This is a genomic window from Micromonospora sp. DT47 (assembly GCF_049844475.1).
Lineage (GTDB): Bacteria > Actinomycetota > Actinomycetes > Mycobacteriales > Micromonosporaceae > Micromonospora.
Map to the genome: position 1 here is coordinate 36,807 of NZ_JBNCLC010000024.1, position 21,348 is coordinate 58,154.

31 protein-coding genes and 1 riboswitch are annotated in these 21,348 nt (G+C 71.4%); of the genes, 1 reads left to right on the forward strand and 30 read right to left on the reverse strand.

The genetic code is table 11. From position 1 onward, the window contains the following. Positions 1–53: 53 nt before the first annotated feature. The 8 genes from ACLQ2U_RS26815 to ACLQ2U_RS26850 all read right to left on the reverse strand — a co-directional run bounded on the left by ACLQ2U_RS26815 (position 54) and on the right by ACLQ2U_RS26850 (position 6,454). On the reverse strand, positions 54–833 hold the full coding sequence (locus tag ACLQ2U_RS26815) for a thiazole synthase (RefSeq protein WP_425753696.1): 780 nt from the start codon (positions 831–833) through the stop codon (positions 54–56). Beyond that, a complete protein-coding gene (gene thiS, locus ACLQ2U_RS26820; protein WP_425753697.1) occupies positions 830–1,030 on the reverse strand; it encodes a sulfur carrier protein ThiS in 201 nt (66 codons plus the stop codon). The genes ACLQ2U_RS26815 and thiS overlap by 4 nt, the downstream gene beginning before the upstream one ends. Next, positions 1,021–2,115 carry a glycine oxidase ThiO gene (thiO, locus tag ACLQ2U_RS26825; protein WP_425753698.1) on the reverse strand — a complete coding sequence of 365 codons (1,095 nt, stop codon included), beginning with the start codon at positions 2,113–2,115 and terminating at the stop codon, positions 1,021–1,023. Before thiO ends, thiS begins: the two co-directional genes overlap by 10 nt. After that, a complete protein-coding gene (gene thiE, locus ACLQ2U_RS26830; RefSeq protein WP_425753699.1) occupies positions 2,109–2,735 on the reverse strand; it encodes a thiamine phosphate synthase in 627 nt (208 codons plus the stop codon). The genes thiO and thiE overlap by 7 nt, the downstream gene beginning before the upstream one ends. Next, positions 2,730–2,838: riboswitch (TPP riboswitch) on the reverse strand. It overlaps the preceding gene by 6 nt. Before the next feature lie 154 nt (positions 2,839–2,992). Then, positions 2,993–3,955, reverse strand: a complete 963-nt coding sequence (locus tag ACLQ2U_RS26835) for an aldo/keto reductase (RefSeq protein WP_425753700.1) — start codon at positions 3,953–3,955, stop codon at positions 2,993–2,995. 29 nt (positions 3,956–3,984) lie between these two features. Beyond that, positions 3,985–4,143, reverse strand: coding sequence for a hypothetical protein (locus ACLQ2U_RS26840; RefSeq protein ID WP_425753701.1), 159 nt, complete (start codon positions 4,141–4,143; stop codon positions 3,985–3,987). Further along, a complete protein-coding gene (locus tag ACLQ2U_RS26845; RefSeq protein ID WP_425753702.1) occupies positions 4,125–5,807 on the reverse strand; it encodes an ATP-binding cassette domain-containing protein in 1,683 nt (560 codons plus the stop codon). The genes ACLQ2U_RS26840 and ACLQ2U_RS26845 overlap by 19 nt, the downstream gene beginning before the upstream one ends. 41 nt (positions 5,808–5,848) lie before the next feature. Continuing rightward, entirely contained in the window at positions 5,849–6,454 is a 606-nt protein-coding gene (locus ACLQ2U_RS26850; RefSeq protein WP_425753746.1) for a class I SAM-dependent methyltransferase, read from the reverse strand. Between the two features lie 125 nt (positions 6,455–6,579). Between ACLQ2U_RS26850 and ACLQ2U_RS26855 the strand changes: the two genes are divergently transcribed. After that, positions 6,580–7,698, forward strand: a complete 1,119-nt coding sequence (locus tag ACLQ2U_RS26855; protein WP_425753703.1) for a hypothetical protein — start codon at positions 6,580–6,582, stop codon at positions 7,696–7,698. A gap of 62 nt (positions 7,699–7,760) precedes the next feature. Here ACLQ2U_RS26855 and truA read toward each other — a convergent pair whose 3' ends face one another. The 22 genes from truA to rplN all read right to left on the reverse strand — a co-directional run bounded on the left by truA (position 7,761) and on the right by rplN (position 21,259). After that, positions 7,761–8,591, reverse strand: a complete 831-nt coding sequence (truA, locus tag ACLQ2U_RS26860; RefSeq protein WP_425753704.1) for a tRNA pseudouridine(38-40) synthase TruA — start codon at positions 8,589–8,591, stop codon at positions 7,761–7,763. Between the two features lie 74 nt (positions 8,592–8,665). Next, positions 8,666–9,223, reverse strand: a complete 558-nt coding sequence (gene rplQ, locus ACLQ2U_RS26865) for a 50S ribosomal protein L17 (protein ID WP_425753705.1) — start codon at positions 9,221–9,223, stop codon at positions 8,666–8,668. Between the two features lie 34 nt (positions 9,224–9,257). Beyond that, complete coding sequence (locus tag ACLQ2U_RS26870) at positions 9,258–10,280, reverse strand: DNA-directed RNA polymerase subunit alpha (RefSeq protein ID WP_117665116.1); 1,023 nt, start codon at positions 10,278–10,280, stop codon at positions 9,258–9,260. A gap of 96 nt (positions 10,281–10,376) precedes the next feature. After that, a complete protein-coding gene (gene rpsD, locus ACLQ2U_RS26875) occupies positions 10,377–11,003 on the reverse strand; it encodes a 30S ribosomal protein S4 (protein ID WP_425753706.1) in 627 nt (208 codons plus the stop codon). Positions 11,004–11,016: 13 nt separating this feature from the next. Next, positions 11,017–11,424: a 30S ribosomal protein S11 gene (rpsK, locus tag ACLQ2U_RS26880; protein WP_030329919.1), complete on the reverse strand. Its 408-nt coding sequence runs from the start codon at positions 11,422–11,424 to the stop codon at positions 11,017–11,019. An 18-nt stretch (positions 11,425–11,442) separates the two neighbouring features. Continuing rightward, complete coding sequence (gene rpsM / locus ACLQ2U_RS26885; RefSeq protein ID WP_425753707.1) at positions 11,443–11,823, reverse strand: 30S ribosomal protein S13; 381 nt, start codon at positions 11,821–11,823, stop codon at positions 11,443–11,445. A 263-nt stretch (positions 11,824–12,086) separates the two neighbouring features. Continuing rightward, on the reverse strand, positions 12,087–12,200 hold the full coding sequence (rpmJ, locus tag ACLQ2U_RS26890) for a 50S ribosomal protein L36 (RefSeq protein ID WP_334488266.1): 114 nt from the start codon (positions 12,198–12,200) through the stop codon (positions 12,087–12,089). A 94-nt stretch (positions 12,201–12,294) separates the two neighbouring features. Further along, positions 12,295–12,516 carry a translation initiation factor IF-1 gene (infA, locus tag ACLQ2U_RS26895; RefSeq protein ID WP_007073013.1) on the reverse strand — a complete coding sequence of 74 codons (222 nt, stop codon included), beginning with the start codon at positions 12,514–12,516 and terminating at the stop codon, positions 12,295–12,297. A 442-nt stretch (positions 12,517–12,958) separates the two neighbouring features. After that, entirely contained in the window at positions 12,959–13,549 is a 591-nt protein-coding gene (locus tag ACLQ2U_RS26900; protein WP_425753708.1) for a DUF1707 SHOCT-like domain-containing protein, read from the reverse strand. A gap of 358 nt (positions 13,550–13,907) precedes the next feature. Then, on the reverse strand, positions 13,908–14,759 hold the full coding sequence (gene map / locus ACLQ2U_RS26905) for a type I methionyl aminopeptidase (protein ID WP_425753709.1): 852 nt from the start codon (positions 14,757–14,759) through the stop codon (positions 13,908–13,910). 95 nt (positions 14,760–14,854) lie between these two features. Further along, on the reverse strand, positions 14,855–15,508 hold the full coding sequence (locus ACLQ2U_RS26910; protein WP_200206271.1) for an adenylate kinase: 654 nt from the start codon (positions 15,506–15,508) through the stop codon (positions 14,855–14,857). After that, the gene (gene secY / locus ACLQ2U_RS26915; protein ID WP_425753710.1) at positions 15,509–16,837 is read right to left on the reverse strand and encodes a preprotein translocase subunit SecY; all 1,329 of its coding nucleotides are present in this window, start codon (positions 16,835–16,837) and stop codon (positions 15,509–15,511) included. It abuts the gene before it with no gap. A 235-nt stretch (positions 16,838–17,072) separates the two neighbouring features. After that, positions 17,073–17,516 carry a 50S ribosomal protein L15 gene (rplO, locus tag ACLQ2U_RS26920; RefSeq protein WP_425753711.1) on the reverse strand — a complete coding sequence of 148 codons (444 nt, stop codon included), beginning with the start codon at positions 17,514–17,516 and terminating at the stop codon, positions 17,073–17,075. After that, positions 17,516–17,698 (reverse strand): 50S ribosomal protein L30, encoded by a 183-nt coding sequence (gene rpmD / locus ACLQ2U_RS26925; RefSeq protein WP_091444005.1) that lies wholly within the window; start codon positions 17,696–17,698, stop codon positions 17,516–17,518. The genes rplO and rpmD overlap by 1 nt, the downstream gene beginning before the upstream one ends. Beyond that, on the reverse strand, positions 17,698–18,312 hold the full coding sequence (gene rpsE, locus ACLQ2U_RS26930) for a 30S ribosomal protein S5 (RefSeq protein WP_425753712.1): 615 nt from the start codon (positions 18,310–18,312) through the stop codon (positions 17,698–17,700). The genes rpmD and rpsE overlap by 1 nt, the downstream gene beginning before the upstream one ends. Before the next feature lie 33 nt (positions 18,313–18,345). Continuing rightward, positions 18,346–18,735, reverse strand: coding sequence for a 50S ribosomal protein L18 (rplR, locus tag ACLQ2U_RS26935; protein ID WP_425753713.1), 390 nt, complete (start codon positions 18,733–18,735; stop codon positions 18,346–18,348). After that, positions 18,732–19,274 (reverse strand): 50S ribosomal protein L6, encoded by a 543-nt coding sequence (gene rplF / locus ACLQ2U_RS26940; protein ID WP_425753714.1) that lies wholly within the window; start codon positions 19,272–19,274, stop codon positions 18,732–18,734. The genes rplR and rplF overlap by 4 nt, the downstream gene beginning before the upstream one ends. A 16-nt stretch (positions 19,275–19,290) precedes the next feature. Continuing rightward, positions 19,291–19,698, reverse strand: coding sequence for a 30S ribosomal protein S8 (rpsH, locus tag ACLQ2U_RS26945; protein ID WP_091242005.1), 408 nt, complete (start codon positions 19,696–19,698; stop codon positions 19,291–19,293). A gap of 116 nt (positions 19,699–19,814) precedes the next feature. Further along, positions 19,815–20,000, reverse strand: a complete 186-nt coding sequence (locus ACLQ2U_RS26950; protein ID WP_272613587.1) for a type Z 30S ribosomal protein S14 — start codon at positions 19,998–20,000, stop codon at positions 19,815–19,817. A 4-nt stretch (positions 20,001–20,004) separates the two neighbouring features. Continuing rightward, positions 20,005–20,574 carry a 50S ribosomal protein L5 gene (gene rplE, locus ACLQ2U_RS26955; protein WP_425753715.1) on the reverse strand — a complete coding sequence of 190 codons (570 nt, stop codon included), beginning with the start codon at positions 20,572–20,574 and terminating at the stop codon, positions 20,005–20,007. Next, positions 20,574–20,894, reverse strand: a complete 321-nt coding sequence (gene rplX / locus ACLQ2U_RS26960) for a 50S ribosomal protein L24 (protein ID WP_425753716.1) — start codon at positions 20,892–20,894, stop codon at positions 20,574–20,576. The genes rplE and rplX overlap by 1 nt, the downstream gene beginning before the upstream one ends. Continuing rightward, positions 20,891–21,259, reverse strand: a complete 369-nt coding sequence (rplN, locus tag ACLQ2U_RS26965; protein ID WP_007465279.1) for a 50S ribosomal protein L14 — start codon at positions 21,257–21,259, stop codon at positions 20,891–20,893. Before rplN ends, rplX begins: the two co-directional genes overlap by 4 nt. Between the last annotated feature and the right edge of the window lie 89 nt (positions 21,260–21,348).

Consider the following 21,348-nt stretch of genomic DNA (forward strand, 5'->3'; position numbering starts at 1 on the left):
TTTCCTTCCACGATCTCCCTCGGAGGGCAGGGTGGCCGCGCGGGACAGGGCGGTCACAGGTCGGGCCTTCCCTCGTCGGGGGTGGAGGCGAGGGCGTGGAAGCGGCGGGCGATCCGGCCCGCGCCGAAGGCCAGCCGGCCCGCCTCCACCGCGTACCGCATCGCGGTGGCCATCGCCACCGGGTCGGCGGCCCGGGTGACCGCGCTGGCCAGCAGCACCGCGTCGCAGCCCAGTTCCATGGCGAGCGCCGCGTCGGAGGCGGTGCCGATGCCGGCGTCGAGGATCACCGGCACGTCCACGCTCTGCCGGATCAGCCGGATGTGGTGCGGGTTCGAAATGCCCAGCCCGGAGCCGATCGGCGCGCCGGCCGGCATCACCGCGGCGCAACCGACGTCGGCCAACCGGCGGGCCAGGATCGGGTCGTCCGAGGTGTACGGCAGCACGGTGAACCCGTCGGCGACCAGTTCCTCGGCGGCGCGCAGCAGCTCCACCCCGTCGGGCAGCAGCGTCCGCTCGTCGCCGATCACCTCCAGCTTCACCCAGTCCGTGTCGAACGCGTCCCGGGCGAGGTGGGCCACCTTCACCGCCTCGGTGGCCGTGTAGCAGCCGGCGGTGTTCGGCAGCAGCCGCACCCCGCACCGGTCGAGCAGGTCGAGCAGCCCGCCGGCGGTGCCGGGGGCGGTGTCGACCCGGCGCAGGGCCAGGGTGACCAGCTCAGTGCCGGAGGCCCGGACCGCCTGCTCCAGCACGTGCAGGTTGGCCGCGCCGCCGGTGCCGAGGATCAGTCGGGAGCCGAAGGTCACGCCGGCCAGCTCGAAGGTCACCGGGATCACCCGCCCTGGGCGGCGCTGAGCACCTCGACCCGGTCGCCGTCGCGCAGCACGGTCGCCGGCCAGCCGGTACGCGGCACCACCTCGCCGTTGACCGCGACCGCCAGGCCGCGCTGCTGGGCGGTGACCACCCGGACCAGGTCCGCCACCGTCGACCCGCCGGGCAGCCTGCGCCCGGCGCCGTTCACAGTCAGTTCCATCTGCGCTCCTCCTCAGCGGTGAACCGGTCGGGCGTGAAGGAGTCCAGCAGCGGGTCCGCCTCGCCGGTGACGACCAGCTCGGTGATCAGGTCGGCGGTGACCGGGGTGAGCACGATGCCGTGCCGGTGGTGCCCGGTGGCGGCGAGCACGCCGGGTCGCCCGGGCAGCCGCCCGAGGATCGGCGCGTTGTCCGGGGTGCCGGGGCGAAGCCCCGCGGACGCCTCGACCAGGTCGTACTCGGCCAGGTCAGGGACCAGGTCGACGGCGGCGCGGAGCAGCCGCAGCATCGCGCCGGCGGTCACCTCGGTGTCGGTGCGCTCCTCGACGGTCGCCCCGACCACCACCTCGCCGCTGTCCCGGGGCACCAGGTAGACCGACTCGCCGTCGGCGTACCCCCGGATCACGTGCCGGAAGCCCGGCGCGCCGCGACCGGGCGCGCGGAGCCGGAGCACCTGCCCCTTCACCGGCCGGACCGGCAACCCGGTCAGCGCGGCGGCGCCGCAGCCCGCCGCCACCACGGTGACGCCGGCGTCCACGTCCGCGAGCCGGGCGACCGCGTCCGGCACCAGCGTCGCGCCGGCCCGCTCGGCCGCGGTCCGCAGCGCGGCGACCAACCGCCGCGGGTCGACCTGGTGGTCGCCGGGCGCGACCGCGCCTCCGCGCAGCCGCGGCGCCAGCGCGGGCTCGCGGTCCCGCAGCTCCGACGGGCGCAGCGGCGTGATCGGCAGCCCCAACCCCTGCTGGTACGACCACAGTCGCCGCGCCTCAGCCAGGTCGTCACCGGTCAGCCCGACGACGAGCGTGCCCTCGGTCCGGTAGCCGAATTCCTGCCCGGCGGCCTCGGCCAGCTCGGCGGCGAAGCCGGGCCAGCGGGCGGCCGAGTCGGCGAGCAGCCCGGTCAGCTCGTGCTCCCCGAAGTACGCCTCGGCCACCGGGGAGAGCATCCCGGCGGCGACGTGGGAGGCGCCCGAACCCGGCATCGGGTCGTGCACCACCACCCGCAGCCCGCGCGACGCGCAGCGCCACGCGATGGCCAGCCCGACCGGTCCCGCCCCCACCACGGCGACGTCCGGTCGGGTCAGCACGTCAGCGCCCCGAGCAGTCCAGCTGTCGCTCGGGCGGGATCCGCTGCCCCGGAGAGCGCCCCGACCACCGCCACCCCGTACGCCCCGGCGGCCCGCAGCGCCGGCACCGACGCGGCGGTCACCCCGCCGATCGCGATCACCGGCACGGCCACCGCCCCGGCGACGGCGCGTACCCCGTCCGGGCCGATCGGTGCCGGCAGCCCGGCCTTGGTGCTGGTGGCGTGGCACGGGCCGACGCCCAGGTAGCTGGCCCCGGCGGCGACCGCCTCCGCGGCGGTGCCCGGCTCCCGGGCGGTGGCGCCGAGCACGGCCGTGGAGCCGAGCACCCGGCGGGCCGCCCCGACCGGCAGGTCCTCGGCGCCGACGTGCCCGCCGGCGGCGCCCACCGCGAGCGCCACGTGCAGCCGGTCGTTGACCAGGCACGTCGCCCCGTACGGCGCGCAGAGCGCGACCACCCGGCGGGCCAGGTCGTACGCCTCGCGGTCGGTGGCCTCGTCCTCCACCCGAACCTGGACGACCAGCTCCGCGCGGGCCACCGGCAGGGCGGCGCGCAGCACGGCGAGCGGGTCACGCCCCGGCCGGGTGTCGGTGATCAGATGCAGTCGCCCGAGGGACGGCACGGCAACACTCCTCCCTGCGCCGGCATTACCCGGATCAGGTTCAACGGTCGGGGGCTTCAGCCCCCCTCTCAGCCCGGTGCACCGGGCTCCCGTGGGTCACTTGCGGCATACCGTACGACGGATGCGCGGATCCGCCAAGGGCGGGGGTGCGGATTTCCCACTGGCCGTCTCATGTCGACGGCGAGGGCAGCGCGTGACGGACCGCTCACGCCATGCTGTCCGGTTGACCGGCTGCGAAAGCCGGCGGACCGGGTAGGTCAGAGGATGGCGTCGAGGGCGTCCAGGTCCTCGTCGGTGGGCTGCCAGGTGCCGGCGGCGGCATTGGCGCGTACCTGCTCCGGCGTGGTGGCACCGGCGATCACCGAGGTCACCGCCGGCCGGGCGGCCAGCCCGCCGATGGCCACCTGGAGCACGGACAGACCCCGCTCGGCGGCGTACGACTCGATCGCCTCGATGGTGTCCCAGTCCGCGGCGGCCAGGCGCTGGGCGTACCGGCCGCCGCCGGAGAGCCGGCTGCCGGCGGGCGGGGCCTCGTTGCGCTTGTACTTGCCGGTGAGCAGGCCGTTGGCGAGCGGGAAGAACGGCAGCATGCCGAGGCCGAAGCGCTCGCAGGCGGGGATGACCTCGGTCTCGACGGACCGCTCCAGCAGGCTGTAGTGGTTCTGCGCGGAGATGAAGCGGGCCCGCCCGTTCGAGGAGGCGACCCAGTCGGCGTCGGCGATCTGCCAGCCGGCGAAGTTGGAGTTGCCGAGGTAGCGCACCTTGCCGGCGCGCACCAGGTCGTCCAACGCGGCGAGCGTCTCGTCGATCGGGGTGCCCGGGTCGGGCTCGTGCATCTGGTACAGGTCGATGTGGTCGGTGCCGAGCCGGCGCAGCGACGCCTCGACCGCGCGGGCGATGTAGCGCCGGGAACCACGCGCACCGAAATCCGGCCCGTTCATGCCGTGCATGTCCATGCCGAACTTGGTGGCCAGCACCACGTCGTCCCGGCGTCCCTTGAGCGCTTGGCCGAGCAGTTCCTCGGAGCCGCCCTGCGGCTCGCCGTAGATGTCCGCGGTGTCGAAGAAGGTGATGCCGGCGTCGAGCGCGGCGTCGACCACCGCCCGGGTGCCGTCGAGGTCGAGCTTGCGGCCAAAGTTGTTGCAGCCGACGCCAACCACGGACACCACGAGCCCGGAGTTGCCCAACCGGCGGTAGGTCATCTCAGTCACGAGATCCACCCTATGCCCGCCCCTGCCCGGCCGACCGGTCAGCCGAGCACCTCGGCGACCAGACCGCGCGCCGCGGCGATGGTGGCGGCCAGCTCGGCCGGGTGTGCCCGACCGCGCCGAGCAGCGCCTGTGCCCGCCGCGCGGAGTCGGCCGGGGCGCTGGTCGACCAGCTCGTCGCTCAGCGCTTCACGTCCCACACCGGCTCCGGTGTCTCCACCACCTCGCCGTCCCCGCGGAACAGCACGAACCGGTCGAACGACCGGGTGAACCAGCGGTCGTGGGTGACCGCGACCACCGTCCCCTCGAACGCGGCCAGCCCCGCCTCCAGCGCCTCGGCCGAGGCGAGGTCGAGGTTGTCCGTCGGCTCGTCGAGCAGCAGCAGTGTCGCCCCGGACAGCTCCAGCAGCAGCACCAGGAAGCGCGCCTGCTGTCCGCCGGAGAGGGTGCCGAAGCGCTGGTCGCCCTGCGCGGCCAGCTCGTACCGGCTGAGCGCGGCCATCGCCGCGTGCCGGTCCATCCCGGCCCGGTGATCGTCGCCCCGCCAGAGGATGTCGACCAGCGTCTTCTGCATCAGTTCCGGGCGGTCGTGGGTCTGCGAGAAGTGGCCGGGCCGGACCCGCGCGCCGAGCCGGGCCACCCCGGCGTGGGTGACCGGGGCCAGCGCGGCTGCCCCGTCGACCGGCCCGTTGGCCGGGTCGGGGTCGGTGCCGCCGCGGGCCAGCAGCCGCAGGAAGTGCGACTTGCCCGTCCCATTGGCACCGAGCACGGCGACCCGATCGCCGTACCAGAGTTCCATGTCAAAGGGGTAGGTCAGGCCGTCGAGCTCCAGCTGGTCGCAGATGACCGCGCGCTTGCCGGTCCGCCCGCCGGCCAGGCGCATCCGGATGTCCTGGTCCTTCGGGGGTACGGGCGGCGGCCCGGCCTCCTCGAACTTGCGCAACCGGGTCTGCGCGGCCTGGTACCGCGAGGCCATCCCGTCGTTGTACGCGGCCTTCTGCTTGTACATCAGCATCAGCTCGCGCAGCTTCTGGTGCTCCTCGTCCCAGCGGCGGCGCAGCTCGTCGAGGCGGGCGTGCCGGGCGACCCGCGCCTCGTGCCAGCTCGCGAAGCCGCCCGGGTGCACCCAGGCGCTGCCGCCCTCCACGGCGACCACCCGGTCGGCGGTCTGGGCGAGAAGCTCCCGGTCGTGCGAGACGTAGAGCACCGACTTGCCGGACTCGCGGAGCCGCGCCTCCAGCCAGCGTTTGCCGGGCACGTCGAGGAAGTTGTCCGGCTCGTCGAGGAGCAGCACCTCCTCGGTGCCGCGCAGCAGCAGTTCCAGGGCGAAGCGTTTCTGCTGGCCGCCGGAGAGGGTCCGCACCGGACGGTCCCGGGCGGCGTCCCAGGGCAGGTCGAGCACGATGGTGGCGACGGTGTCGAAGAGCACCTCGGCGTCGTACCCGCCGGCCTCGCCCCAGGCGGCGAGCGCGTCCGCGTACGCCAGCTGGGCCTTGCCGGCGGCGGTGCTGTACTTGCCGCGCAGCTCGGCCGCCCGCATGGCCGTCTCGGTGTCGGCGAGCCGGCGGCCGGCGTCGCGCAGCGCTGGCGGGGCCAGCGAGAGCGCCAGGTCGGCGAGCGTGGACTCGTCGCCGATCATGCCGATGAACTGCCGCATCACGCCGAGCCCGCCGGAGCGGGCGACGACGCCGGTCTTCACCGGGAGGTCGCCGGCGACCATCCGCAGCAGCGTCGTCTTCCCGGCGCCGTTCGGGCCGACCAGGGCGACCTTGGCGCCCTCACCGACCCGGAACGACACGTCGGCGAAGAGTTCCCGGCCGTCGGGCAGAATGTGCCCGACTCCTGCCACGTCCACGTATCCCACGCCGGCATCCTGCCGGAGCGGGCGGCACCGGCGACACCCGATTACCGGGTGACCCGCAGCACCCGGTAGCCCTTCTGGCTGGCCTGCCGCTCGACCTGCCAGCCCTCGTCGACGAGCCAGCGGTGCAGCGAGTCGCCGCCCAGGTGCCGGGCCACCACCAGCCAGGCGACGCCGTCCGGGGCGAGCCGGGGCAGCCAGCGGCGCAGCAGCTCGTGCAGCTCCGCCTTGCCGATCCGGATCGGCGGGTTGGACCAGATCTGGGTGAAGGAGACGTCGGCGGGAACCTGGTCCGGGGCGACCGCCCGGACCCGGTCGCCGGCCCCGACCCGCCGGGCGTTGGCGGCGGTCAGGGCGCGGGCCCGTTCGTTGACGTCCACCGCCCAGACGGTGGCCGCGGGCGCGAGGTCGGCCAGCACGCAGCTGATCGGGCCGAAGCCGGAGCCGATGTCGAGCAGGTCGCCGGTGGTGGCGGCGGTCGGCAGCCCGGCCTTGCGCAGCAGCACGGCGGTGCCGGGGTCGAGCCGGTCGGCGGAGAAGACTCCGCCGGCGGAGGCGAGGGTGTAGTCGCGCCCGGCGACGGAGAACTCGACCTCCCGCGGGTGGGCCGCGGCGGTGGGTTCAGCGGTGAAGTAGTGGTCGCCGGTCACGTCGGGCATTCTCCCACCGCCCCGGAGGCGGCTCGCCGTCGCCTCGACCGGAGGGATCGACGCGCACGCACTGCAATTTCCTATAATTACCCCTAAAGGGACAATAGGGCCCTACTCTGGGCAACATGGTGTATCGGTACGAATCCGATGAGGACGCATTCGCGGAGTATCGTCCGCCCGGGTCGGGGCTGGCGGAGCTGCCCGCCGGCTGGAACGCGCCGGCCGGGCCCTCCCCGTCCCGCTTCCCCACCCCGTCGCTGCCGCGGAGCATTCGGCCGGCGCCCCCGACCGCCGATCCCGTCCCGGTCCACGCGACCTTCCAGGTGCCACCGGCACCCACCACCCCGGAGTACGCCCCGGCCGAGCCGCTGGACCTGCTCCGGTCCGGCCGCTCCGGCTCGGACGGCCGCAGTGGTCGGCTCTGGCAGGTGCTCGTCGGCGGCGCGGCCGTGCTGGTGCTCCTCGCGCTCTGCGGGCTCGGCGCCGCCGCCCTGCTCATCGACCGTGGGCAGGAATCCCCCGCCGTGGAGGAGCCCCAACTTGCGGCGCCGGCCGAGCAGCCCAGCGCCGCCGCCCCGTCGATCGGGCCGGCCCGACAGGACCTCGACTCCCGGGACACCGACCAGGCGCCGCTGACCGTCAAGGAGGTGTTCCCCAGCAGCAGGCTGGCGATCGGCACGAGCCAGCCCGCGTACGAGGTGCTGAAGACCCAGTCCGGCGGCAACTGTGCCGTCGCGGCCACCGGCGAGATCGCCGACCTGCTGGTCCGGCTCGGCTGCAACCAGGTGGTCCGGGCCACGCTGCGCTCTCCCGACCAGGATTACCTGATCACCGCCGGCCTGTTCAACCTGACCGACGTGGCCAGCGCCGAACGCGCCCGGGACCGGATCCGGCAGCTGCTCGACCAGCGGCAGGGCCGCTTCCGCGGCATGCCCGCCGACGGCAACACCGAGTCCATCGCCACCGCCGCCGCCCGGGTCGGCTGGCAGGTACGCGGCCACTACATCGCCTACTGCCTGGTCACCCGCGCGGACAGCGGCGCCGTCCCGGCCGGCGACAGGAACGTCCGCGAGATCATCTACGACATGATCGAGCTGCATCTCAACCGGGGCGTGCTCGACCGGCGGGCCGCCGGAGGCAGCGTCGTGCAGCCCCGAGCGACAGCCTCGGAGACCACTGCGAGCCCGCGCCGCACCGACAACCCGGACACGAACTCCAACACCGACCATCTGCCCGGCGACTGACGGCACCGTCCCCACCCGGCGCGAGGCCCGGTCCGGCGATCCGGACCGGGCCTCGTCGACGCTCAGGACTCGGCGGGGACCCGCAGGCGGCGGGTGAGGTCGGCGCGGCGGGCGTACTCTGCCGGATCGTCCGGGTAGCCGACGGCGACCAGGGCCAGCCCGTGCGCCGGCGCCACGGTCACCTCGCTGGAGCGTTCCCGCCGGGTGAGCAGGGTCGCCGGCCACTCGACGGGGCGACGGCCGTCCCCGGCGACCAGCATCGCCCCGACCAGGCTGCGCACCATCGCCTGGCAGAACGCGTCGGCCTGCACGGTGCCGACCAGGATGCCGTCCGGGTCGCGCCGCCAGTCCAGCCGGGTCACCTCGCGCAGCGTGGTGGCGTTCTCCTTGCGCCGGCAGTACGCGGCGAAGTCGTGCTCCCCCACCAGTCCGGCCGCGGCGGCGTTCAGCGCGGCCAGGTCCAGCGGCTTCGGCCAGGCCAGGGTGTCATGCCGACGCAGCGGCTCGGCCCCCCAGGGCGCGTCGGTCACCCGGTACTCATAGCGGCGGAACGTCGCCGAGAAGCGGGCGTCGAAGTCCGCGGGCACCTCGGTCATCGCCCGGACCCGCACGTCGGTGGGGAGCAGCCGGGCCAACCGGCGCAGCAGCCGACCCTCGTGCTCCCGCCAGACCGTGGTGGGCAGGTCGAGGTGGCAGACCTGCCCGCTGGCGTGCACCCCGGCGTCGGTCCGGCCGGCCACGGTCAGCCCGGTCGCGGTGCCCGCGCCGAGCACCAGGTCGAGCGTCTCGACGAGCACCCCGGCGACCGTACGCCGGGTGGGCTGTGCGGCCCAGCCGGAGAAGCCGGTGCCGTCGTACGAGACGTCCAGCCGCAGCCGGGTCCGCTCGTCCACCTCGTACCTCCCGTTCACGGCGTCGGGCCCGGCACCCCCGTGAGGGATGCCGGGCCCGACGATGATGCCTCTACTCAGGCCTTGTTCTCGGTGGCCTCGTCGCTGTCCTCGCGGGCGGCGTCGGTGTCACCGGAGGCCGAGACCGGGGCCTCGGAGTCCTGGTCGGCCGGGGCCGACTCCGGGGTCTCCTCGGCCGGGGCGAGCGCCTCGACCTTGTCCTGCCGCGCCGACTTGCGGGCAGCGGTCTTCTTGTTCGCCTTCGGCTCGGCGACCTGCAGCTCCTCGACCAGCTCGATGATGGCCATCGGAGCGGCGTCACCCTTGCGCGGACCGGTCTTCACGATCCGGGTGTAGCCACCGTTGCGGTTGGCGTACCGGGGCGCGATCTGGTCGAACAGGGCGTAGACCACGTCCTTGTCCTTCACGACGCCCAGCACCCGCCGGCGGGACGCGAGGTCGCCGCGCTTGGCCTTGGTGATGAGCTGCTCGGCGAGCGGACGCAGCCGCCGGGCCTTCGTCTCGGTGGTCTGGATCTTGCCGTGCTGGAACAGCGCAGTGGCCAGGTTGGCCAGCATCAGCCGCTCGTGCGCGGGGCTGCCGCCGAGGCGGGGGCCCTTGGTGGGCGTGGGCATGCTTGGTGCTCCTCAGGTGTGGCGGCAGCGCGGACTAGAGCTGCTCGGTCTCGCGGTAGTCGTCGGTGTCGTAGTCGGCCTCGCCGAAGGCGTCCACGACGTTCGCCGGGTCGAAGTTCGGGGCCGAGTCCTTCAGCCCCAGACCCATCCCGGCGAGCTTCATCTTGACCTCGTCGATCGACTTCTGACCGAAATTCCGGATGTCGAGGAGGTCGGCCTCAGTGCGCCCGATCAGCTCACCAACGGAGTTGATGCCCTCGCGCTTGAGGCAGTTGTAGGAGCGGACGGTGAGGTCCAGCTCCTCGATCGGCAGGGCCAGGTCCGCCGCCAGCTGGGCGTCCTGCGGGGACGGCCCGATGTCGATGCCCTCGGCGGTCTCGTCCAGCTCCCGGGCCAGGCCGAAGAGCTCCACCAGCGTCGAACCGGCCGAGGCCAGCGCGGTACGCGGGCCCATCGACGGCTTGGTCTCGACGTCGATGATCAGCCGGTCGAAGTCGGTCCGCTGCTCGACACGGGTCGCCTCGACGCGGTACGTCACCTTGAGCACCGGCGAGTAGATCGAGTCGACCGGGATCCGGCCGATCTCGGCGCCGGCCTGCTTGTTCTGCGCCGCCGTGACATAGCCGCGACCCCGCTCGACGGTCAGCTCCATGTCGAGCCGGCCCTTGCCGTTGAGGGTGGCGAGCTTCAGGTCCGGGTTGTGCACCGAGACGCCGGCCGGCGGCTGGATGTCACCCGCCGTCACGTCGCCCGGGCCCTGCTTGCGCAGGTACATGCTGACCGGCTCGTCGTGCTCAGAGCTGACGCACAGCTCCTTGATGTTCATGACGAGCTCGACCACGTCCTCCTTGACCCCGGGGATCGTGGTGAACTCGTGCAGCACACCGTCGATCTTGATCGAGGTGACCGCCGCACCCGGGATGGACGACAGCAGCGTACGACGCAGCGAGTTGCCCAGGGTGTAGCCGAAACCGGGCTCCAGCGGCTCGATGGTGAACCGGGACCGGGTCTCGTTGATCGACTCCTCGGAGAGGGAGGGTCGCTGGCTGATGAGCATTTTTTCTCTTCTCTTCCGGGACGCCCGCTATATGACGCCCACGACACAAACTGTTCCGGTGGCCCGCCCCGGAGGGCGGGCCACCGCAACGAGCCCTTACTTGGAGTAGAGCTCGACGATCAGCTGCTCCTGGACCTGCGTGTCAATGACCTGCCGGGCCGGGAGCGAGTGCACCAGGATCTTCATCTGGCTGGGGATGGCCTCGAGCCAGGCCGGCACCGTCCGCGAACCCGCCTGAGCCTGCGCAACGATGAACGGGGTCAGCTCCTTGCTCTTCCCCCGCACCTCGATGATGTCGTGCTCCTTGACGCGGTACGACGGGATGTCGACCTTCTTGCCGTTGACCGTGAAGTGGCCGTGCTTGACCAGCTGGCGGGCCATGTCACGCGAGTGCGCGTAGCCAGCCCGGTAAACGACGTTGTCCAGCCGCGACTCGAGGATCTGCAGGAGGACCTCACCGGTCTTGGCCTGCTTGCCCACGGCCTCCTCGTAGTAACCGCGGAACTGCTTCTCCAGCACGCCGTAGACGCGGCGGGCCTTCTGCTTCTCACGGAGCTGGAGCAGGTACTCCGTCTCCTTCGTGCGGCCGCGGCCGTGCTGCCCGGGCGGGAACGGCCGGGACTCGAACGGGCACTTCGGGCCATCGCACTTGCTGCCCTTGAGGAACAGCTTCATCTTCTCCCGCCGGCAACGGCGGCAGTCAGCACCGGTGTAACGAGCCATCTCTCTCTACCTCTCAGACCCGGCGACGCTTCGGCGGACGGCACCCGTTGTGCGGCTGCGGGGTGACGTCGGCAATCTGGCCGACCTCGAGGCCCACGGCCTGCAGCGAACGGATCGCGGTCTCCCGGCCGGAGCCGGGGCCCTTGACGAACACGTCGACCTTGCGCATGCCGTGCTCCATCGCCCGACGCGCGGCGGCCTCGGCGGCCAGCTGCGCGGCGAACGGGGTCGACTTGCGGGAGCCCTTGAAACCGACCTGGCCGGCGGAGGCCCAGGAGATGACAGCACCGGTCGGGTCCGTGATGGACACGATGGTGTTGTTGAAGGTGCTCTTGATGTGCGCCTGCCCGTGGGCGACGTTCTTGCGTTCCTTGCGCCGGACCTTCTTTACGGCGGCTCCGGCACGAGCCTTCGGTGGCATAAGTCTGTGCGCTCCTAGTTACTTCTTGCCGGGCTTCTTCTTGCCGGCGACGGTCCGCTTCGGGCCCTTCCGGGTCCGCGCGTTGGTCTTGGTCCGCTGGCCACGCACGGGCAGGCCCCGGCGGTGCCGGATGCCGGCGTAGCAGCCGATCTCGACCTTGCGGCGGATGTCAGCGGCGACCTCGCGGCGCAGGTCGCCTTCAACCTTGTAGTTGCCCTCGATGTGGTCGCGGAGCTGGACCAGCTCCTCGTCCGTGAGGTCCCGAGCGCGCCTGTCCGGCGAGATGCCGGTAGCGGCGAGCGTCTCCAGGGCGCGGGTACGACCGACCCCGAAGATGTAGGTGAGCGCGATCTCCATCCGCTTCTCGCGGGGGAGATCCACGCCGACTAGACGTGCCATGTGCGGGCGTACTCCTCGTGGTGTTGTGCGGAGGTGTGGACCCGTCCCACCCCGCTACCGGCCGTCCCGTCCTTCCGACGCTGTCAGCGCCGGCGACCGGGATCGGTCGCTGCCCGAGCGGGCCCCGGCCTCCGACCGGGGGTCAACCACGAGGGAGTACGCGCTGCGTACCGCTCGTGGCTGGGACGAGCTGGTGATGTTGTGTCGGGATCTGCGGCCCGGGCCTGTTCCGCCGTCCGCTCGTCACGGTCGGCGGGAACGGCTCAGCCCTGGCGCTGCTTGTGGCGCGGGTCGGTGCAGATGACCATGACCCGGCCGTGCCGGCGGATAACCCGGCACTTCTGGCAGATCCTCTTGACGCTCGGCTTGACCTTCACGGTTGCCTTACTTCCCATCTGGCCCGGAGGCGCGACAAGGCGCGACGCCGGACGTCGAAGACGGACACGGGGACGTCCCGGCCGCCCGTCAGGCTTACTTGTAGCGGTAGACGATGCGCCCGCGGGTCAGGTCGTACGGCGAGAGTTCGACGACGACCCGGTCCTCCGGCAGGATGCGGATGTAGTGCTGCCGCATCTTGCCGCTGATGTGAGCCAGCACCTTGTGACCGTTCGCGAGCTCCACCCGGAACATGGCGTTCGGCAGGGGCTCGATGACCCGACCCTCGATCTCGATGGCTCCGTCTTTTTTCGGCATGTCCTCCGCTGTCCTGACGTCGGTTCCTCCGGGCGGCCCACAACGTCTTACACGGGTTACCTGATCAAGATCAAAGAACCCGCGCCAGCCGCGGCTCCGACTCCCACCGAAGCGCAGGATGGGCATGCCGGAGTGGACGCTGTGCGCCGATCTGAAAGTGTACGCCCGACCGCGGGCGGTCGCCAAACCGGCCGCCCCACACGTCACCCGCCGGAGGCAAACCGGACACCGGGTACCCGGTCCTGGTCCGGCGGCCCCGGCCCGGTGACGGACCTCGGACCGAAAAGGCTACCGCGCCCCGGCCCAGCCGACCGCCGCGACCCTGGCCCGGCCACCGGACATCACGGCCTGCCGTTTCCGCCGCCTGCGCGGCGGACCACCGACCAGCGGTCCACCGTTCCCCGCTCTCCCGGCCGACGCGGCGGACCACCGACCAGGCGGTCTACCGTTCCCCGTCCCGGCGCTCGCGTCGGGCGCGGCGCCGTTCTTCCCGGGCGGCCCGGTGACGCGCCCGCCGCTCGGCCTCCCGGTGGGGCTCCCCGGTGACCAGCCCGCCCCCGCTGCGCAGGAGCAACAGCGCGCCCCACGGACCGAGCACCCAGAGCGGCCAGAAGAAGGCGGCGTCCCGGCTGCCCAGCGAGGCGAGCAGCCAGATCGCCGTGAGGATGGCGGCCACCCGCAGCCAGGGCGTCCACACCTCGACGAGCCAGCCGGCCGGCTGCCCGGCGGCCGCCCGGCCCGCGACCACCGCCACACCGTCGGCGCCCTCCCCCGCCGCCACCGGCCCGTCGGCGGAGACCCCGCCCGGACCCGGTTGACGCGGGGCCAGACCGGAGCGCTCCGCCGGCGCCGGAGCGGGCAGGTCGGCCAGCACCGCGTCCAACTCGCCGTAGGTCTTCGCGCCGTACGCCAGCCGCAGGCGCTCGTCGTACTCGTGCAGGTCGAGCCGGCCCTCGTCGACCGCGAGCCGGAGCCGTTCCGCGGCCGCCTGCCGATCCGTGTCCGCCGCCCGCATGCCCTCCCGCCCGTCCATGACGGCCAGCATGCCATCCGGCCGCCAGCCCTTCGCCGGGGCACGAACCGGACCATGGGGCAGCATCCTCGCGACAGGGCCGTATCCACCCGTTGTGCCGCGGCACCCGAAGGCAGACGCCTCCACCGGCCACCCGGCAGCGGGCAGCGGGCAGCGGGCAGCGGGCAGCGGCTAGATCATTGCGGGCATGCCGCGGGTCACACCGGTCAGCCCGCCCGCGGAGACGGCCCACCGCCCACCGCACCGGCCACGCCAGCTGGCCCCGGCCGTGGACGGGGCCGCCGCACCCGGCGGGCGTACCAGCCGGCCCGTTCCAGAGCCGGTCCGCCAGGCGCGACGGGGCCAGCCGGGGCTGCGCTCAGACCGCTGGCGAGTCGGCCGGCTGCCGGGAGGTGACCAGGTCGCCGAGGCGTGCCCGGCCGCCGTCGACGGCGGTCAGCACCCAGACGCCGTCCTCGAGTAGGGCCATCGAGTGCTCCACGTGCACCGCCATCGACCGGTCCCGGGTGACCACGGTCCAGCCGTCGGAGAGCTCGACCGTCCGCGGCGAGCCCATGGTGATCATCGGTTCGATCGCCAGCGCCAGGCCGGGCACCAGCCGTGGGCCCTTGCCCGGGCGGCCGTGGTTGAGCACGTGCGGGTCCTGGTGCATCTCGGTGCCGATGCCGTGCCCGCCGTAGCCGTCGACGATGCCGTACCGGCCGCCCTTACGGACCGCGTTCTCCACCGCGTGCGAGATGTCGGTCAGCCGGCCCTTGCCGCTGGCGGCGCCCCGCGCGGCGGCGGCGATCCCGGCCCACATCGCGTCCTCGGCGACCGCGGCCATCTTCAGCAGGGCCGGGTCGACCTCGCCCACGCCGACCGTGATGGCGGCGTCGCCGTGCCAGCCGTTGAGCACCGCGCCGCAGTCGATCGAGATCGCGTCCCCGTCGCGGAGCACCTGGTCGGCCGACGGGATCGCGTGCACCACCTGCTCGTTGACGGACGAGCAGATCGACGCGGGGAAGCCGTGGTAGCCCTTGAACGAAGGGACGGCCCCGGCCTCACGGATCGTCGACTCGGCGATCGCGTCCAGATCGGCGGTGCTCACCCCGGGGGCTACCGCCTCACGCATCCGGCGCAGGGCCTCGGCGACCACCAGACCGGCGGCCCGCATCTTCTCGATCTGATCAGGGGTCTTCAGCTGGATGTCCAGCTGGGGACGGCGCATGGAGCGGTTACCTTTCGTTGCCGGACAGCGAACAGCGGGGCACGTCGCACGTACCCCGCTGTTCGCACTCTATCCGCCGGATCCTCGGCGGGACGTCATCCGCCGTACGAGCGCAGCGCATCGATGGCGCGGACCGTGACGTCCTCCACCGGCCCGGTGGCGTCGATGCCGACCAGCTTGCCCTGGGCGCCGTAGTAGTCGACCAGCGGCGCGGTCTTCTCGGCGTACTCCCGGAGCCGGGCCGCGATGGTCTCCGGCTTGTCGTCGTCGCGCTGGAACAGCTCGGCGCCGCAGCGGTCGCAGATGCCCTCACGCGTCGTCGCGTCGAACTCGACGTGCCAGATCTTGCCGCAACCCCGGCAGGTACGCCGGCCGGAAAGCCGCCGGATCACCTCGTCGTCGTCGACGACCAGCTCCAGCACCAGGTCCAGCGCGGTGCCGAGGTCGGCCAGGAGCTTGTCCAGGGCGGCCGCCTGCGGCGTGGTACGGGGGAAGCCGTCGAGGAGGAAGCCCTCAGCGGCGTCCGGCTCGGCGAGCCGGTCCCGGACCATGTTGATGGTGACCTCGTCCGGGACCAGCTTGCCCGCGTCCATGTACCGCTTCGCCTCAACGCCCAGCGGCGTGCCCTGGGAGACGTTCGCCCGGAAGATGTCCCCGGTCGAGATCTTCGGCACGGAAAGGTGCGCGGCGATGAACTCCGCCTGCGTGCCCTTGCCCGCGCCCGGCGGGCCAACCAGAACGAGTCGCATCTACCGCAGGAACCCTTCGTAGTTCCGCTGCATGAGTTGGCTCTCGATCTGCTTCACGGTCTCCAGACCGACGCCGACCATGATGAGCACAGCGGTGCCGCCGAACGGGAAGTTGAGGAACTGCTCGCTGTTCAGCCAGATGAAGAAGAAGTTCGGCAGGATCGAGACGACGGCCAGGTACAACGCGCCCGGCAGGGTGATCCGGCTGAGGATGAAGTCCAGGTAGTCGGCGGTCGGCTTGCCGGGGCGGATGCCCGGCACGAAGCCGCCGTACTTCTTCATGTTGTCCGCGACCTCGGTCGGGTTGAACGTGATCGACACGTAGAAGTACGTGAAGAAGATGATCAGCAGGAAGTAGAGCGCGATGTGCTCGGGCGCGGTCGCCTTGACGATGTGGTTCTGGATCCAGGCCTGGACCTGGCCGGGGTTGGTCTGGTCGAAGAACTGCAGCGCCAACTGCGGCAGGTAGAGCAGCGAGGAGCCGAAGATGACCGGGATGACACCCGCCTGGTTGACCTTCAGCGGGATGTAGGTCGAGGTGCCGCCGTACATTCGCCGGCCGATCATCCGCTTGGCGTACTGCACCGGGATCCGGCGCTGCGCCTGCTCGATGAAGCAGACCGCGGTGATGACCAGCAGGACCAGGGCGAGCACCAGGGCGAACTTCGCCCAGCCCTCGTTGGTCTTGATCTTCCAGCCCTCGCTGGGGAGGCGGGCCGCGATCGAGGTGAAGATGAGGACGGACATGCCGTTGCCAACGCCCCGGTCGGTGATCAGCTCGCCGAGCCACATCACCATGCCGGTACCGGCGGTCATCGTCATGACCAGGATGCTCAGGGTCAGCCAGTTCGGGATTCCGGTGCCCTCGGGCACGATCGGGAACTGGTCGCACCGGTTCTGGAACAGCTGCCCGGAGCGGGCCAGCGCCACGAAGGCCGACGACTGGAGGATGCCCAGGCCGAGGGTCAGGTAGCGGGTGTACTGGGTGATCTTCGCCTGGCCGGCCTGGCCCTCCTTGCGGAGCTGCTCCAGCCGCGGGATGACCACCGTCAGCAGCTGCAGGATGATCGACGCGGTGATGTAGGGCATGATGCCCAGCGCGAAGACCGAGAGCTGCAGCAGTGCGCCTCCGGAGAAGAGGTCCAGCAGGTTCAGCACCCCGGTGCTCTGCCCCTGCAGGGTGTCGAGGCACTTCTGCACGTTGCCGTACGAGACGCCGGGGCTGGGCAGAGTCGCGCCGAGCCGGTAGACCGCGATGATGCCTACTGTGAACAGCAGCTTGTTGCGCAGGTCAGGCGTACGGAACGCACTGAGAAAGGCGGACAGCAACTTTCTTCCTCCTGCGCGAGGCGGGCCGCCGGTGATCCCTGGCGGTCGGGGGTTGGTGCCGGGCGAGCGCCCGATATCCATAGCTGGGAAGGGACTCTAACAGCCCCGTCCCGGTCCGGGCAGACGTGCCCGGCTACATAAACCGAATCCGATGTTACCCGGCGCACATTCGCCGGGTAGACCAGGGCGCCCGCCCAGTTGCGGACAACTGAGCGGGCGCCACGGGGGTACCTGCTTACAGCTCGGTGACGGAGCCACCGGCAGCGGTGATCTTCTCCTTGGCCGACGCGCTGAACGCGTGCGCCGACACCTGGAGGGCCACACCGCCGAGGTCGCCGGTGCCGAGGACCTTGACCGGCTGGCCCTTGCGGACCGCGCCGACCTCGACCAGCTCCAGCGGGCCGACCTGGCCGCCATTCGGGAAGAGCTCGGCGAGCCGGTCCAGGTTGACCACCTGGAAGACCACCTTGAACTTGTTCTTGAAGCCCTTCATCTTCGGCAGGCGCATGTGGATGGGCATCTGCCCACCCTCGAACGCCGCCGAGATGTTCTTGCGGGCCTTGGAACCCTTGGTACCGCGACCGGCGGTCTTGCCCTTCGACCCCTCACCGCGACCCACACGGGTCTTCGCGGTCTTGGCACCGGGCGCCGGACGCAGGTGGTGAACCTTGATCGTCATTACTCGACCTCCTCGACCTTCACGAGGTGGCTCACAGTGAAGATCATGCCGCGGATCTCGGGCCGGTCCTCCTTGACCACCACGTCGTTGATCCGCTTGAGACCCAGCGAACGCAGCGACTCACGCTGGTTGCGCTTGGTCCCGATCTCGGACCGGAGCTGGGTGACCTTGAGACGTGCCATCAGCGCGCCACCCCCGCCCGCGAAGCCAGCATGGCCGCCGGCGCGACGTCCTCGACCGGCAGGCCACGACGGGCCGCGACCTGCTCCGGGGACTCGAGCCCCTTCAGGGCCGCCACCGTGGCGTGCACGATGTTGATCGGGTTGGACGAGCCGAGGCTCTTGGAGAGCACGTCGTGGATGCCCGCGCACTCCAGCACGGCACGCACCGGACCACCGGCGATGACACCCGTACCGGCGGAGGCCGGCTTGAGCAGCACCACACCGGCGGCGGCCTCACCCGTCACCGAGTGCGGGATCGACTGGCCGATCCGCGGCACCTTGAAGAAATGCTTCTTGGCCTCCTCGACACCCTTGGCGATCGCCGCGGGCACCTCCTTGGCCTTTCCGTACCCCACGCCGACGGAGCCGTCGCCGTCGCCCACGATCACCAGGGCGGTGAAGCTGAAGCGACGACCACCCTTCACGACCTTGGCGACGCGGTTGATCGCGACGACCCGCTCGAGGTGCGGGGTCTTCTCGACGGGCGCGTTTCCGCGGCCGCCCTCACGGCGGTTGTCGCGGCGACCACCCTCGTTGCCACCGGACCCGCCGCCACGGCGCTGTTGACCTGGCATCAGCAGCCTTCCTTCTCTCTCGTGACGGGGTTTCTAGAACTCGAGCCCGGCTTCGCGGGCGGCATCGGCAAGCGCGGCGACCCGCCCCGCGTACCGGTTGCCACCGCGGTCGAAGACGACCTTCGAGATGCCGGCGGCCTTGGCGCGCTCGGCGAGCAGGGCGCCGACCTTGCCGGCCAGGGCGCTCTTGTCGCCCTCCGTGCCGCGCAGCGACGCGTCCAGGGTCGAGGCCGACGCCAGGGTGTGACCCTTGGTGTCGTCGACGACCTGGGCGGTGATGTTGCGCAGCGAACGGGTGACGACGAGGCGGGGACGCTCGGCGGTGCCGCTGACGTTCTTGCGGACCCGGAAGTGCCGGCGCGCACGCCCGACGGCACGCTTGGCGGCGACGCCGCGGCGGCGCTTGAGCAGCGTGGCGCTCACTTCTTACCTGCCTTTCCAGCCTTGCGGCGGATGACCTCGCCCTGGTACTTCACGCCCTTGCCCTTGTAGGGCTCCGGCGGGCGGATCTTCCGGATGTTGGCGGCAACCTCACCGACCTGCTGCTTGTCGATGCCGGCCACGTGGAAGATCGTCGGCTTCTCCACCGTGAAGGTGATGCCGTCCGGCGCGGGGACCAGCACCGGGTGCGAGAACCCGAGCGCGAACTCCAGGTCCTTGCCCTTGGCGGTCACGCGGTAACCGGTACCGGCGATCTCCAGGCTCTTGCGGTAGCCCTCGGTGACGCCGACGATCATGTTGGCGACCAGGGTACGGCTCAGGCCGTGCAGTTCCTTGGCCTTGCGCTCGTCGTTCGGCCGGTTGACGTGCACCTGGCCGTCCTCGCCCCGCTCCGCCGTGATCGGCTCGGCGAGCGTGTGCGAGAGCTCGCCCTTCGGGCCCTTGACCTTGACGGTCTGGCCGTCGATCGTGATGTCGACGCCGGATGGTACCGGGATCGACTTACGTCCAATACGCGACATTTCTACCTGTCTCCCGTTACCAGACGAAGGCGAGGACTTCCCCGCCAACGCTCCGCTTGCGGGCCTGCCGGTCGGTGAGCAGCCCCTGGGACGTCGAAATGATCGCGACGCCGAGGCCGCCGAGCACCCGGGGGAGCCCGTCCGACTTGGCGTAAACCCGGAGACCGGGCTTGGACACGCGCTTGATGCCGGCCAGGCTCCGCTCGCGGCTCTGGCCGTACTTCAGCTCGACGACCAGTCGCTTGCCGACGGCGCCCTCCTCGGGCTCCTCGACCGACCAGGTGGCAATGTAACCCTCGGCCTTCAGGACCTCGGCGATGTTCGCCTTGATCTTGGAGTAGGGCATCGTCACCCGGTCGTGGTACGCCTGGTTGGCGTTACGCAGACGCGTGAGCATGTCTGCGATCGGGTCGGTCATCGTCATGGATTTCGTCAGCCTTTCTCGCCGGGGTTCCCGGGGCACTCGGCCCCGGGCCTACGGCGAAGAGCAATACCTAATCGGTGCAAGGGGTCCCGGCCGGAGCCGGGACGTGGTCGCCCTTACCAGGAAGCCTTGGACACGCCCGGCAGCTCACCGCGGTGGGCCATCTCCCGGATGCAGATCCGGCAGAGACCGAACTTGCGGTAGACCGCCTTCGGACGCCCGCACCGCTGGCAGCGGGTGTACGCGCGAACCGAGAACTTCGGCTTCGCGGCCGCCTTGATGATCAGCGCCTTCTTGGCCATTCGCTCAGTTCTCCTTGAACGGGAAGCCCAGGAGCTTGAGCAGCGCCCGGCCCTCGTCGTCGGTCATGGCGGTCGTAACCACCGTGATGTCCATGCCCCGCTGGCGATCGATCCGGTCCTGGTCGATCTCGTGGAACACCGACTGCTCGGTCAGACCGAACGTGTAGTTGCCGTGCCCGTCGAGCTTGCGCCCGTCCAGACCGCGGAAGTCGCGGATACGCGGCAGCGCGATCGAGAGCAGCCGGTCCAGGAACTCCCACATCCGGTCGCCGCGCAGGGTCACCTTCGCGCCGATCGGCATGCCCTCACGCAGCTTGAACTGCGCGATGGACTTGGTCGCCCGCCGCACCTGCGGCTTCTGGCCGGTGATCGTGGCGAGGTCGCGGACCGCGCCGTCGATCAGCTTGGCGTCACGAGCGGCCTCGCCGACACCCATGTTGACGACGATCTTGACCAGCCGCGGCACCTGCATGGGGTTGCCGTAGCTGTGCTGCTCACGCAGCTGGGCCACGATCTCGTTGCGGTACCGCTCCTTGAGGCGCGGCATGGTCTTGGTTTCGGTAGCCGTGGTCATCACAGGTCCTTACCCGTGCTACGCGCGACGCGGACCTTCTGGCCGTTGTCGTCGATCCGGTAACCGACGCGGGTCGGCTTCCCTTCGGAGTCCACGACCTGCACGTTCGAGACGTGGATCGGGGCCTCCTGGGTGACGATGCCACCGGTCTTGGCGCCACGCTGGGTGGTGCTGATGCGGGTGTGCTTCTTGACCCGGTTCACGCCCTCGACCAGGACCTTGTCCTGCCGCGGGTAGGCCGCGATGACCTTACCCTTGGCACCCTTGTCCTTACCGGCGATGACGACGACCGTGTCGCCCTTCTTGACCTTCACGGTCACAACACCTCCGGCGCGAGGGAAATGATCTTCATGAACCGCTTGTCCCGGAGCTCCCGACCCACCGGGCCGAAGATACGGGTACCGCGCGGGTCCCCGCCGTCCTTGATGATGACGGCGGCGTTCTCGTCGAAGCGGATGTACGAGCCGTCCGGACGCCGCCGCTCCTTGGCGGTGCGAACGACGACGGCCTTGACGACGTCGCCCTTCTTCACACCGGCACCCGGGATCGCGTCCTTGACGGTGGCCACGATGACGTCGCCGATGCTCGCGTAGCGCCGACCGGAGCCACCGAGAACCCGGATGCACAGGATCTCCCGGGCACCCGTGTTGTCGGCGACGCGCAGTCGCGACTCCTGCTGAATCACGTCTATCTCCTATGTCTGCCGGTTCTCCGGCCGCTTGACCGCGGCCGGAGCCTGGCGGAACCTGCGCCCGACTGACGCCGGGCGAGCTC